A 12724-nucleotide genomic window follows, 5' to 3' on the forward strand; every position below is an offset into this window, starting at 1 on the left:
AAATGCGCAACGCATCAATGATTTTGGGCGTCATTGCCGGTTTGATCGGAATGATTGTTGGCTTTTTTGGCTATGGCTATATCGAATTCATAGACCATTACGGTGAGATCGAAGGCCTTGCTGAACAAGTGGACAACGCACAGTTCATCCAGACTGCTTCCATTATTGCACCTTTGCTGGCCATCGCGGGGGGCGCAATGGCCCATGCGCGGGCTCTGATCGGTGGAATATTGCTGCTGATCTCAGCCGTCGGGATGTATTTCGCGTTTGGTTTCAACGTCTTTACGATGTTCCCGGTGGCCTTTGCCGCCGTGGCGGGCATCCTTGGGCTGGCCGCGGGAAAGCCGGACGAGCCCAAGGCACATTTCTAGTTCACTTAATGCGCAGGATTCGGTCGGCCGAGAGCGGACCTGCGCCATTAATGACGATGACGAGGAACAGGAAAGTCCACATCATGCGTTGGTCTATCAATGAGATCGCATTGTCGAACAGGCTGCCAAGTTTCACTCCGTGCCCGGTAACGTCAGTGGCGGTCTGAACCCAGATAAAACCGATCATGCCCAATGCTGCCAGGCGTGTAAGTAGGCCAACCAGCAGCAGCGCGGGCAGAACGAACTCTGCAACGGTACCTAGGAAAATCACGATACGCTGGACAATGGTCAGCTGAGAAATATCGTACAAGGCGGCTTCGGCCGCTTTTGGAAAGATCTGACCAAACGCGCCTGCAGACGGCGAGAATATCGAACCGTCGATTTTTGTCATTGCTGAATTCCAGAAATAGAACAGCAGAACCGCGATGAACACGACCCGCGCCAGGGTCGGCGTCAACCAGCCAGAGGTCAATTCCAACCTTCCCAGGGTATTGTTGTGCAATGAGATCAGGGCAGTCATGTTGCCAGCCTTTCGATAGTCACAGAGGTTATTGCGCCGCCCTGCAAAAGCAGCGCCAGAGTGGCCCCAAGGTCAAATTCGGGGAATTCGGCAGAGGTTTGTTCAAATGCCTCGCCAATGGTAAGTCCGGCCTGAACGTGCGCGATCCAGTCCGCTCCGCCTTTGGGCAGAAAATGCGGGGCCGGGTCGAATTCGGGCCGGGTGATCAGGATATCTTCGGATCCGGGGGCAGGTTTTGGTGCACCGTCTTCTGAATTGAAGCGCCAGATCGAAAACAGCGGCCAATCTGACCGAAGAACCTTCATGGATGGCGCAAATTCCAGCTTTGCCAGAACGATCTCTTCCGGTGGGATGGCCAGCGCATCAGGCGGTGCAGGTTGGCTGTCAGCAGAGTGGTAGGACCGGCGCAGCGCCAGTTCCAGACGCGCGACGTCGGCAAGGTAGCCAAGGTGTGACAGCTGCTCCATCCCGGCAAGGAACTCAGGAAATTCCTCACCGTAAAACATCATCAGCGGTGAAGACGGGGGGTGTTTGCGCAGGAAAAGCCCGGCAAGCCCATCCATGTTCTGCGTGCCTAACAGCCGTGCGATCACTGGAAAGGCTTGATGCATCGCTTCGGTCAACGAAACAGCCACGTTGTTGCGGTAAACGCTGAACCGCCGCCCGGCAGGGCGTTCTGCGGCATCCCACAAACCGTCCGGAACGGCCGCCGACGGGTCAAGCAGGGCTGCGCGGAACGTGGTTTGCGAAACGTTCATGCTGGGATGCGGTCCAGTGCCGCCTGCGCCCGATCTGCTTCAGCCCGAAGAACGGACCAGTCGGGTACGTCCGTATCCCATTCGATCAGTACGGGTTTCGGGCCGGAACGGTCCAACACGTAATCCAGCAACGTCCACACCGGATCAACGACTTCGCGACCGTGGCTGTCGATCAGCAAGGGACGGCCATGGTCGTCTTCGTCTTCGTCATGACCGCCAAGGTGGATCTCGTGGACGTTGTCCAGCGGGTAGGCGTCGATGTAGCTCTGCGGAGAGAAGTCCAGATTGGTGGCCGACACGAAGACATTGTTCACATCCAGCAAAAGACCACATCCTGTCAGACGTGAGATTTCCCGCAGGAAGTCAGGCTCGGACCATGTGCTTTCTTCAAAAGCCAAATAGCTGGACGGGTTTTCCAACAGCATTTGCCGCCCCACGGTTTCCTGAACCTGGTCAATATGGGCACAGATTCGCTCCAGCGTTTCGTCAGTGTAGGGCAGGGGCAGAAGATCGTTCAGGAAATGACTGTCATGGGTCGACCAGGCCAGATGCTCGGAAAAGCTGGCCGGATTCAGCCACCCCACCAAGTGTTTCAAGCGCGCCAGATGGTCGGGGTCCAAGGGGCCTTCTCCACCGATCGAGAGGCCAACGCCGTGGACGGAAATGGGAAATTTTTCAGAGAGGTGGCGCAATTGCGCAAGCGGCCTGCCGCCATCACCCATGTAGTTTTCGGCGTGGATTTCAAGCCAGCCGACCGGATGCGCATGGTCCAGAATCTGTTCATAGTGCTGAGGTTTGTACCCGACTCCCGGCACTGCGGGCAGCCTGTTCGATCGAAGTGAACTATCCAGCATGTGCAAATCCTCCGGTCACGAAAAGAGGCGGGCGATTGGGCCCGCCCCTCCGATTCTCAGATGCTTGGGCTTATGCCGGCAGGTCGCGCTCCAGCGGTTCCAGCGAACCTTCGCGCGCTGCACCGTCTGCCGACTTGGGCAGCTCGATATCGGCGCAGGTTCCAGCGTCGACTAGTGTCCAGGCATTGCCCTGATAGTCAACGGTCGAGGTGCCCGCGCAGGTGGTGCCGGGGCCAGCGGCACAGTCGTTCTGACCGGCCAGCGAAACGCCATAGCATTTCTCTTTGGCTTGTGCGGAGGCGGTTGTGGCGACGCCAGATACGGCTGCTGCAACTGCGCTTGCGATAACCAGGGTTTTTGCGGTGTTCGACATCTCGGTAATCCCTTTTGATGACTGCGTATGTCTTCTTGTGACAATGACAAAGGTAGTAGCTAAATCGGGGCAGGTGAATTCACGAGCCCGTGTCTCACAACCCCGTCAAAGAGCGTAATGCCCTCTTGAAGGTTAACAAACTGTTTTTGAAATGAAAAATGGAAAATGTTTCAATCCGGCCTCTAATTCGAGGCCGGATTTCGTGCAAATTATCGCCGAATGTTACAGAAGGTCGGGCGGGGTAGCCGCCAAAGACAACTCTTTTGTTACAGCCTCAAGCGATTGAACCTGTGTCTGTTTTTCGCCAAGTCGGCGCACACTTACCGTACGCTCGTCAACTTCGCGGTGACCGACAGCCAGAATGATCGGCACCTTGCCGACCGAGTGCTCACGGACCTTGTAGTTGATCTTTTCGTTGCGAATATCCGCCTCGGCCCGCACGCCAGCGGCCTTGAGCGTTTCGACAACTTCCAAAACATAGTCATCCGCCTCGGACGTGATCGAGGCGACCACCACCTGACGCGGGGCCAACCAGAACGGAAGCTTGCCAGCGTGCTCTTCGATCAGGATACCGATGAAGCGTTCGAACGAGCCCAATGTTGCCCGATGCAACATGAACGGACGATGCTTTGCGCCATCGGCTCCGATAAAGTTGGCATCCAGACGTTCGGGCAAGTTGGGGTCAACCTGCAAGGTGCCGCACTGCCATGTCCGGCCGATCGCGTCGGTCAAGGTGAATTCCAGTTTGGGGCCGTAGAACGCGCCTTCGCCTTCCAGAACCTCATAGTCATAGCCCGCTGCCCTACAGGCATCGCCCAGCGCTTTTTCGACCAGATCCCAGCTTTCATCCGACCCGATCCGCTTTTCTGGGCGAGTCGACAGTTTGATGGTCCAGTCATGAAACCCGAGGTCAGCATAGACCTTGGACAGGAACGCAATGAACTTGGCGGTCTCAGATTCGATCTGTTCCTCAGCGCAGAAAATATGGCCGTCATCCTGCGTAAAGCCACGGACCCGCATAATCCCATGCAAAGCGCCCGAGGGTTCATACCGCGCGCAAGATCCGAACTCGGCCATGCGCAGAGGCAGATCGCGATAAGACTTCAAACCCTGATTGAAAACCTGCACGTGACACGGGCAGTTCATCGGCTTCAGCGCGTTGATCGCCTTTTCGCGGGCGTGTTCTTCGTCCACTTCGACGATGAACATGTTCTCTTGATATTTGTCCCAGTGGCCAGACGCTTCCCACAGTTTGCGGTCTACGACCTGCGGCGTGTTCACCTCGACGTAACCGTCGCGTTCCTGCATCCGGCGCATATAGTCCTGCAGAGTGGTATAGATTTTCCAGCCATTCGGGTGCCAGAAAATCTGACCCGGTGCCTCTTCCTGCATGTGGAACAGGTTCATCTCGCGGCCCAGCTTGCGGTGGTCACGTTTGGCGGCCTCTTCCAGCATGTGCAGGTGCGCTTTCAGCTTTTCCTTGCCGGTGAAGGCCACGCCATAAATACGCTGCAGCATCGCACGCGAACTGTCGCCACGCCAATAGGCGCCAGCAATGCTCATCAGCTTGAAGGCGTCGCCCGGCAGTTGGCCGGTGTGCTGCAAGTGCGGGCCACGGCAGAGGTCCTGCCAGTGGCCGTGCCAGTACATGCGAAGCGGTTCGTCACCCGGAATGGCTTCGATCAGCTCGACTTTATAAGGCTCGTTATTGGCCTTGTAGAATTCGATTGCGCGCTGACGGTCCCAGATTTCGGTGGTGACGGGATCGCGCTTATTGATGATCTCCTTCATCTTTTTCTCGATGAGGCCGAGATCTTCGGGCGTGAACGGTTCTTCCCGGTCGAAATCATAGTACCAACCGTTGTCAATCACGGGGCCGATGGTGACCTTGGTTGCAGGCCAGATTTCCTGCACTGCACGCGCCATCACGTGCGCCAGATCGTGACGGATCAGCTCGTTGGCCTGTTCCTCATCTTTCATGGTGTGGATGGCGATCTGCGCGTCAGATTTGATGGGCCACTGCAGGTCCCAGTGCTGGCCGTTCACGGTGGCCGAGATGGCCTTTTTGGCCAATGAGTTCGAGATATCAGCAGCGACCTGAGCTGGCGTGACGCCTGCGTCATAGGATCGTGCATTGCCATCGGGAAAAGTAAGGGAGACTGGCTGTGAGTCTAGGGCCATATCGGCTCTCCTCGTCGGTTTGGCGCCCACTGAACGCCCGGTTGCGGGTTATGTGTGTTCGATCCATTTGGCAGTTGCAGCATGACCTGTCAAGCACCCAACCGCGCTGTGGTTGACGCGGCGGGAGGTTCGAATTCGGGAATTGCAGCCACCGGGCAGCCGTGCATGATGAACCCCAAAAGGAAAGAGGGCGACATGGCAGCGACGGATTTTCTGGAAACGGCGCAAGGGCGGCGGCTGGCTTATCGCAAAAGCGATGGGGCAGGGCCGACGGTTGTGTTTTTGGGCGGGCTGAAGTCTGACATGGAGGGCACCAAGGCGGTGCATCTTGAGGCTTGGGCCAAGGCGCGCGGTCAGGCATTCCTGCGGTTTGATTATTCTGGTCACGGTGAAAGTTCGGACAAGTTTGAGGACGGCTGTATCGGGGACTGGCACGATGACACTCTGGCCGCCGTGACTGAGCTGACAGTTGGGCCTTTGATTATTGTTGGGTCGTCAATGGGCGGCTGGCAGGCGCTTTTACTGGCCAAAGCGATACCGGACCGGATTGCCGGTATGGTCACAATTGCCGCGGCCCCGGATTTTACCGAGGACGGGTATTGGGCATCGTTTTCTGACACGCAAAAACAGGTGTTGGAGACCGAAGGGTATGTCGAACTGCCCTCGGACTATATGGAGCCCTACATCATCACGAAGCGTATGATCGAAGATGGAAGACAACGGCTGGTTTTGCGGGATGGAATGAACCTTCCTTTTCCGGTTCGTTTTCTGCAGGGGACTGCAGATACGGCGGTTTCCAGTGCAACCGCAATGCGTCTATTGGACCACGCCACGGGACCTGACATGCGTCTGCTGTTGGTCAAGGACGCTGACCACAGATTCTCGGACGGGCCATGCCTTGAGATCATCGAAAACGCCGTGCTTGAAGTGATGGGCGTGCAATGATCCGGGCATTCGGCAAAATTATAGGTCGTTTTCTTCTAGTGCTGGTTGCGGCTGGCGCTTTGATCTATTGGTTCGGCCCCCGCGAAGCGGTGAACCTGAATCCGACATTTGAACCCCGCAAGTTTGGCGAAGGGGTGCAGGTCTATTTCGAAAGCGTCGAGTCCACTTTCGATGACATTACTCCGGGTGTTGAGAAACGGGTTATCTGGCGAGACGGGTTCAAAGAACAGCGCACGCCGGTTTCCATCCTGTATGTGCACGGGTTTTCCGCCTCGTCCGAAGAAATTCGCCCGGTCCCCGATATGGTCGCAGAGGCTTTGGGGGCCAATCTGGTCTACACCCGCTTGCAGGGCCACGGGCGCGGTGGGGATGCAATGGCCGAAGGCACCGCCTCGGGCTGGATGCAGGATTTGGCCGAAGGGTTGGCTGCCGCTCGGGCGGTGGGCGATCAGGTTGTCGTGATTTCGACCTCGACCGGCGGAACGCTGGCTGCGGCTACGGCATTGGACGACGCGCTTATAGAAAACGTAGCCGGTTTGGTCTTTGTCTCTCCGAATTTCGGAGTGAACACGCCCGGTGCCTGGATACCCGGCCTTCCATGGGCGCGCAGCTGGCTGCCATTGATCATGGGGGAAGAACGGGACGTCTCTGGCCCGGACCGGGAAAAGAACAAGTACTGGTCGTCGGTTTATCCGTGGGAGGCAGTTGTGCCTATGACCGCCTTGGTTGAGACTGTTTATGCATTGGACTTCTCGCAGGCGCGTGTCCCAGCGCTGTTCTGGTTCTCTGACGATGATCAGGTTGTGCGTCCGGACTTGACCCACAAGGTGGCCGATGCCTGGGGCGGGCCTGCAAGTGTTCAGACGGTAACGATGGGGCCGGGTGATGACCCGTCATCCCATGTGATCGCCGGACGCTTGATGTCTCCGGGGCAGACGGATGCCGCGGTCGCTGGTATTCTGGCATGGCTGAAAGAGCAGGGGATCGAATGATGGAACAGCGCGTCAGCTTAATAACGGTTGGGGTCGAGGACCCGGAAGCCGCGGCCGTGTTCTATGAAAAGATTGGCTGGAAACGTGTCGACAGCCCGGATGGTGTGATTGCCTTTGATCTGATCGGGCAGACGCTGGGGCTGTATCCTCTGCCGGCATTGGCCGATGAGATTGGTGTTGACGTGGGCACCTTGGGCCGTGGGGCGCTGACGCTTAGCTATAACTGCCGGTCAAAGGAAGATGTCGCGCAGGTTTTAAGCAAGGTTCAGGCCGCTGGCGCCGAGGTTCTTAAACCGGCCTCGGATGTGTTCTGGGGCGGGCATCACGGTTACTTCCGCGCGCCCGACGGCACGGTATGGGAGGTCGCTTTCAACCCGTTCTCACCTCTGGCCCCTGATGGGGCGTTTCGCTGGAACGGGTATGGGTGATGCGTAAGCCGGGTAGCATGTGGAGCCTTGAAACTCTTGGCCGCGTGCGCCTGTCCAAGCACTTTTTCATGCGGGATTTCTTGTATTCCGAGATTGGAAATTTCCATGAAAAACAAAATCTTCCCGACAATCCCGATCTTGCCATCGAAACCGGCCGAGCCTTTTGCCTGACGTTGCTGGACCCGTTAGAAGAGACGTTCGGACGCGTGGCAGTCCGGTCCGGTTACCGATCGCCGTCGTTGAATCAATTTGGCAATGAAAACCGGCTGAACTGTGCCCGAAATGACAATCCGCTGGAATGCCATATCTGGGACTGGGGCACCGGCGATGATCGGATTGCTGGGGCGTCGATTGTCATTCCGTGGTTCGCGGATCGTTACGCGGAAGGGCGGGATTGGCGCGATCTGGCGTGGTGGATGCACGACCATCTGGAGTATTCCGAGATTTGGTTTTTTCCAAAACTCTGCGCCTTCAATCTGGTGTGGCGACCAATTCCCATCAAGCGTATCGACAGCTACATCGTCCCGCGCGGGTGCCTGTTGCGTGCGGGCGAAAATCCGGGCGAAGACCTGAAGACTCGTCAAAAGCGCTATGCGGATTTTCCCACGTTTCGCGGTATTGCCTATCCGTGAAGTTTAACTTGCCCAGGCCGAAAAAACCTCTCATCCTGTTAAAAAACAAAGCCACTCAAGAAGCTGAGATGAAGGAGGCCGCGATTGATCGAGCCGCTGGTTCTATTGCCCGGATTGATGTGCGATTCTAGGGTGTTTGCCCCTCAGATCGCCCACTTTTCTCGTCAACGCGCGGTCACGGTTGCACCGGTTTCGTTGGGCGAGCGGATTGAAGAGATCGCATCGGGCCTATTGGATCAACTGCCCCATCGTTTCGCACTGGCCGGGTTGAACATGGGCGGCGTCGTGGCCTTGGAACTTGTTCGCCGTGCACCTGACCGAATCTCGCCCTGTGTCTGATGGCGACGGATGCGCAGGCCGACACGCCCCAGATCGCAGCGACGCGAGAAGAGCATATGGTCGGCGCGAAGGCCGGTCGGCTTGAAGAGGTGATGCGAAAAATCATTGGGTCAGACACACTGGCCCCAGGGCCAAGACGTGTTCCCATCCTAAATGACGTGATAACAATGGCTCTGGACCAGGGGGCGGATGTCTTTGACCGGCAGATGCGCGCTTTGCAGCGGCGCGCTGATCAGCAAGGGGCGCTGAGGACGATCAAGTGCCCCACGCTGGTGCTGTGTGGGGCGCGTGACCTGCTGTCACCTGTGCGCAAACACGCCTTTATTGCGGAACTGATCCCGGATGCCGAACTGAAAGTGGTTGAGGACGCGGGACATTTGCCAACCCTCGAGACCCCTCAGGTCGTCAATGAAGCGCTTGAGAACTGGTTAAGCACACCTACGCGGGTCACTTACGGATAAAGGGCTGCGCGTTCGGATTTGCTGAGGATCACAGGTTCGGCAACCGGGTCAAAAGTGCCTGGGTCGAAGAAGGGTGTGTTCTTCCAACTGCCTGACACCCGCGATTTCGCGACACGGGTCACTAGCCCATATACGGCTGACCCAATCTTTTCATGGGTCTGTTTGCCGTATCCTGTGGGGATAAACCCGCGCGTGGTGATCGGCCCCAACCCACTTGGGTCGGGGATACGTTTGACGATAAAACCCGCGAATGGGAACTTCGGCGTTGTTGGTGTGGTCGCCAGTGGCGCATTGCAGCAACTGGCATACCAGCGCATCATCCCTTTGGGGCTTAGTTGCATCAGCGCGAGATGCTCTGCGCCACCGTCGAAATGGATCTCTTCCGGAAGCATCTGCAGGATTTCAACAGGACCGGGGGCAGGATCGGGTTGCCCAAAGTACAATTGCGCCGCGCGGCAATCGTGACAGTAGCACACGACATGTGTGCCGTGTTTCACGCCTGCGGCGCTGATCCGTCCATGTAGGGAACCGCAAGAGCAGGAAAACGGGGTCTCTTTCACCGTCTTCCTGCTCATCGCTTTCAGGCCACTTTGTTTTTGTTTGCCGCGCGACGCTGTGGTTTGCGCGTGTTGGCGTTCATGAAGTCGATCACAAGCGGCCGGATATTGTCGCGCCAGCTGCGCCCCGCGAAGATGCCGTAATGGCCGGCGCCGGGTTCGACATGACTTGCCTTTTTGTTGGCCGGCAAGCCGGTGCACAACTCAAGAGCGGCGATACACTGACCTGGGGCCGAGATGTCATCGTTTGCGCCTTCGACCGATTTGACCGCAACATCAGTGATTTTGCCGATATCGACTTTGTGCCCCGCAACAATGAACTCGTTGCGCGCGATTTCGCGGTTTTTGAAAACGCGCTCGACTGTGGACAGGTAAAACTCGGCTGGCATATCCATAACGGCCAGATATTCATCGTAGAACCTGTTATGGGCATCGTGATCCGATGCTTCACCCCGCATCACGCGCTGGATCTGATCTGTAAACGCCTTGGAGTGGCGGTCTGCATTCATTGACATGAAAGAGGCAAGCTGCAGTAGTCCGGGATAGACCATGCGCCCAACGCCTTTATATTTGAAGCCCACGCGTTGGATCATGGTTTCTTCCAACTGTCCCATGGTGACGCGGCGGCCGAAATCTGTCACGTCGGTCGGAGTGGCGTCAGGGTCAACCGGCCCACCGATCAGGGTCAGTGTGCTTGGCTGGGCTTTGGGTTCAACCTCGGCCAGATATGCGGTCGCGGCCAGGGTCAGCGGAGCGGGTTGGCAAACGGCGACGACATGTGTGTCCGGGCCCAGTTCCTTCATAAAATCGACAAGGTAGAGCGTGTAATCCTCGACATCGAACTTGCCTTCGGAAACGGGAATATCACGCGCATTATGCCAATCGGTTACGTAAACCTCGCAATTGACCAGCAGGCTCTTGACTGTCGAGCGCAACAAAGTCGCGTAGTGCCCCGACATAGGTGCAACCAACAGTACCTTACGGGGTTGTTCTTCCCGTCCGTTGACGCGAATATGGATCAGGTCGCCAAATGGGCGCTCCATTACGGGAACAATATCAACAAGGTGGTCTTTGCCATCCTCACACGTGAACGTTCGAATACCCCAGTCCGGCTTTGCGATCATGCGCTGAAACGTGCGCTCGGTCACTTCGCCCCATGCGGCCATCATGCTGAACGCTGGGTTGGGGATCATGGAGAACAGTGGGTAAGACGCCATAGCACTGGCCGTTGCCCCCATCCATTGGTTCGTGTTGCGCATGGTTTCCATAAGGTCGTAGGTCATCATGTAGCGCATATAGGGGGCCTCCTGGCTGCCGGTGTGAGTGTCGGACCATTCGTCGCTTTGTTCCCCAAGCCCACGACGATTATTCTGCATAGCAGCGAGGTTAAGGGGGAATTGTTAAAATGACAACAAGTGAACACCAGACACCGGAGCTATCCCCGGAACACCTTGAGAGGCTTAAAGAAAATATGGACAAGGTGGAGGAGCTTTCGAAGCGGCTTGTTGATGCGATGTCGGGAAAGAAGGGTCATAACCCTGCGTTAGACGGTCCGAATCAAGAGCTTTATGCAAAGGCAGCATCGGCGTATTGGGCTGAGGCGATGCAGAACCCGGCCAAGCTGTTGGAGCAGCAGATCGAGTTCTGGGGCCAGTCTGTTCTGAACTTTGCCGAGGCGCAGCAGGCGCTGGTGAGCGGCGAGGAGGCGGAAGAGGCCGCCTCCGCCCCCCGGGACAAGCGGTTTTCCAACCCTCTGTGGGAGACAAACCCGTATTTCAAATTCATCCGCCAGCAATATCAGACCAATGCCGAAGCCATCGCGCAAGCAGTGGCTTCGGTCGAGGATCTGGATGTGCAGGACAAGCAGCGGCTGGCGTTCTTCTCGCAGCAGATCATCGACATGATGTCTCCGACGAACTTTCTGGCGACCAACCCGGATGCGCTGGAAAAGGCGGTTGAGACGGAAGGCCAGTCACTGATCCAGGGGCTGGAAAACCTCGTGGCCGATCTCGAGGCTAATGACGGTGAGATGGTGGTGAAGCTGGCCGATGACAGCGCCTTTGAGGTTGGCGGCAATATCGCGACAACGCCCGGCGATGTGATCTATCGCAACCGGCTGATGGAGCTGATCCAGTACAAACCGGCGACCGAGACGGTGCACGAAACACCGCTGGTGCTGTTCCCGCCCTGGATCAACAAGTTCTACATTCTGGACCTCAAGGCGCAGAACAGCCTGATCAAATGGGTGACCGAGCAGGGCTATACCCTGTTTGTGGTCAGCTGGGTGAACGCCAATGAATCCCACGCCGATATTGGCATGGAGGATTATATCCAGGAGGGATTCCTGACCGCGATCGAAGAGGTCAAATCGATCTGCAAGGTCAAACAGGTCAACGCTGTCGGTTACTGCATCGCGGGCACCACGCTCAGCCTGACGCTGTCGCTGCTCAAGCAACGCGGCGACAAGTCGATTAAGTCGGCCACGTTCTTCACGGCCCTGACCGACTTTGGAGACCAGGGAGAGTTCACGCCCTTCCTGCAGAACGACTTTGTGGACGGGATCGAGGATCAGATCTCGGAGGACGGTGTACTAAAAGCGTGGATCATCGGGCGCACGATGTCATTTCTGCGCTCAAAGGACCTGATCTATGGGCCTGCGATCCGCAGTTATATGATGGGTGAGACACCGCCCGCGTTTGATCTGCTGTTCTGGAACGGGGACGGGGCCAATCTGCCCGGCCGCATGGCGGTTCAGTACCTGCGCGGCCTATGTCAGCGCAATGACTTCGTCACCGACGGGTTCGAATTGCTGGGGCACAAGCTGCATGTGCGCGACGTGGACGTGCCGCTGATGGCGATCACCTGCGAGACCGATCACATCGCGGCGTGGAAGGCGTGTTATCGCGGGGTGCAGCAGATGGGGTCGCGGTCGAAGACCTTCATCGTCTCGGAGTCGGGGCATATTGCGGGCATCGTGAACCCGCCCAGCAAAAAGAAATACGGTCACTATACCAACACCGATTTGAAGGCAGATCCGGAGACCTGGTTGAAAGAGGCCACGTATCACGAAGGCTCCTGGTGGCCCCGGTGGGAGGCCTGGCTGAAGAAGCGGTCGGGTAAACAGGTGCCCGCGCGTGCGACCGGCGATTCGGCCCATCCTGCCCTGGCTTCGGCGCCTGGGACCTATGTGCGAGTCAAGGCAAGTATTTGATTTCAATGCGCCTTGCAGAAATATGCCGCAGTGCAGCAATAAAACTCTTGCAATGCTGCGGTGCGGCATCCATATTGTCCTCAAGCTGATGAAAACCGGGGT

The 12724-nt window shown here is 57.1% G+C and carries 15 protein-coding genes; 8 read left to right on the plus strand and 7 right to left on the minus strand.

The window, feature by feature from the left end; translation table 11 throughout:
• Positions 1-2 precede the first annotated feature (2 nt).
• A complete protein-coding gene (locus tag AC2FGC_RS13085; RefSeq protein WP_496723624.1) occupies positions 3-371 on the plus strand; it encodes a hypothetical protein in 369 nt (122 codons plus the stop codon).
• Between the two features lies 1 nt (position 372).
• On the opposite strand, the gene AC2FGC_RS13090 is transcribed toward AC2FGC_RS13085, so the two are convergent.
• The 5 genes from AC2FGC_RS13090 to thrS form a co-directional block, all read right to left on the minus strand.
• A complete protein-coding gene (locus AC2FGC_RS13090; RefSeq protein WP_282169248.1) occupies positions 373-891 on the minus strand; it encodes a DoxX family membrane protein in 519 nt (172 codons plus the stop codon).
• Positions 888-1649, minus strand: coding sequence for an HvfC/BufC family peptide modification chaperone (locus tag AC2FGC_RS13095; RefSeq protein ID WP_496723623.1), 762 nt, complete (start codon positions 1647-1649; stop codon positions 888-890). The genes AC2FGC_RS13090 and AC2FGC_RS13095 overlap by 4 nt, the downstream gene beginning before the upstream one ends.
• Positions 1646-2503 carry an MNIO family bufferin maturase gene (bufB, locus tag AC2FGC_RS13100; RefSeq protein ID WP_496723621.1) on the minus strand — a complete coding sequence of 286 codons (858 nt, stop codon included), beginning with the start codon at positions 2501-2503 and terminating at the stop codon, positions 1646-1648. The genes AC2FGC_RS13095 and bufB overlap by 4 nt, the downstream gene beginning before the upstream one ends.
• A 70-nt stretch (positions 2504-2573) precedes the next feature.
• Positions 2574-2876 carry a BufA1 family periplasmic bufferin-type metallophore gene (locus tag AC2FGC_RS13105; RefSeq protein ID WP_058275886.1) on the minus strand — a complete coding sequence of 101 codons (303 nt, stop codon included), beginning with the start codon at positions 2874-2876 and terminating at the stop codon, positions 2574-2576.
• A 222-nt stretch (positions 2877-3098) separates the two neighbouring features.
• The gene (gene thrS, locus AC2FGC_RS13110; RefSeq protein WP_496782559.1) at positions 3099-5057 is read right to left on the minus strand and encodes a threonine--tRNA ligase; all 1959 of its coding nucleotides are present in this window, start codon (positions 5055-5057) and stop codon (positions 3099-3101) included.
• A 195-nt stretch (positions 5058-5252) separates the two neighbouring features.
• Between thrS and AC2FGC_RS13115 the strand changes: the two genes are divergently transcribed.
• From AC2FGC_RS13115 to AC2FGC_RS13140, 6 genes are all read left to right on the plus strand, one after another.
• Positions 5253-6002, plus strand: coding sequence for an alpha/beta fold hydrolase (locus AC2FGC_RS13115; protein WP_496782564.1), 750 nt, complete (start codon positions 5253-5255; stop codon positions 6000-6002).
• Positions 5999-6994, plus strand: coding sequence for an alpha/beta hydrolase (locus AC2FGC_RS13120; protein WP_496782560.1), 996 nt, complete (start codon positions 5999-6001; stop codon positions 6992-6994). The genes AC2FGC_RS13115 and AC2FGC_RS13120 overlap by 4 nt, the downstream gene beginning before the upstream one ends.
• Positions 6994-7422 carry a VOC family protein gene (locus tag AC2FGC_RS13125; protein ID WP_496782567.1) on the plus strand — a complete coding sequence of 143 codons (429 nt, stop codon included), beginning with the start codon at positions 6994-6996 and terminating at the stop codon, positions 7420-7422. The genes AC2FGC_RS13120 and AC2FGC_RS13125 overlap by 1 nt, the downstream gene beginning before the upstream one ends.
• 17 nt (positions 7423-7439) lie before the next feature.
• A complete protein-coding gene (locus AC2FGC_RS13130; RefSeq protein WP_496723869.1) occupies positions 7440-8054 on the plus strand; it encodes a hypothetical protein in 615 nt (204 codons plus the stop codon).
• An 84-nt stretch (positions 8055-8138) separates the two neighbouring features.
• Positions 8139-8393 carry an alpha/beta fold hydrolase gene (locus AC2FGC_RS13135; protein ID WP_496723615.1) on the plus strand — a complete coding sequence of 85 codons (255 nt, stop codon included), beginning with the start codon at positions 8139-8141 and terminating at the stop codon, positions 8391-8393.
• Entirely contained in the window at positions 8393-8854 is a 462-nt protein-coding gene (locus AC2FGC_RS13140; protein WP_496723613.1) for an alpha/beta fold hydrolase, read from the plus strand. The genes AC2FGC_RS13135 and AC2FGC_RS13140 overlap by 1 nt, the downstream gene beginning before the upstream one ends.
• On the opposite strand, the gene AC2FGC_RS13145 is transcribed toward AC2FGC_RS13140, so the two are convergent.
• Both AC2FGC_RS13145 and phaZ read right to left on the minus strand, forming a co-directional pair.
• Complete coding sequence (locus tag AC2FGC_RS13145) at positions 8845-9429, minus strand: DUF6151 family protein (RefSeq protein WP_496723611.1); 585 nt, start codon at positions 9427-9429, stop codon at positions 8845-8847. The genes AC2FGC_RS13140 and AC2FGC_RS13145 overlap by 10 nt on opposite strands.
• A gap of 5 nt (positions 9430-9434) precedes the next feature.
• Positions 9435-10706: a polyhydroxyalkanoate depolymerase gene (gene phaZ / locus AC2FGC_RS13150; RefSeq protein ID WP_496723867.1), complete on the minus strand. Its 1272-nt coding sequence runs from the start codon at positions 10704-10706 to the stop codon at positions 9435-9437.
• Positions 10707-10816: 110 nt separating this feature from the next.
• Here phaZ and AC2FGC_RS13155 point away from each other — a divergent pair, with 110 nt between their 5' ends.
• The gene (locus AC2FGC_RS13155) at positions 10817-12622 is read left to right on the plus strand and encodes a PHA/PHB synthase family protein (RefSeq protein ID WP_496782561.1); all 1806 of its coding nucleotides are present in this window, start codon (positions 10817-10819) and stop codon (positions 12620-12622) included.
• The last annotated feature ends 102 nt before the right edge of the window (positions 12623-12724 follow it).

It is taken from the genome of Ruegeria sp. CDSC054, from assembly GCF_059610645.1.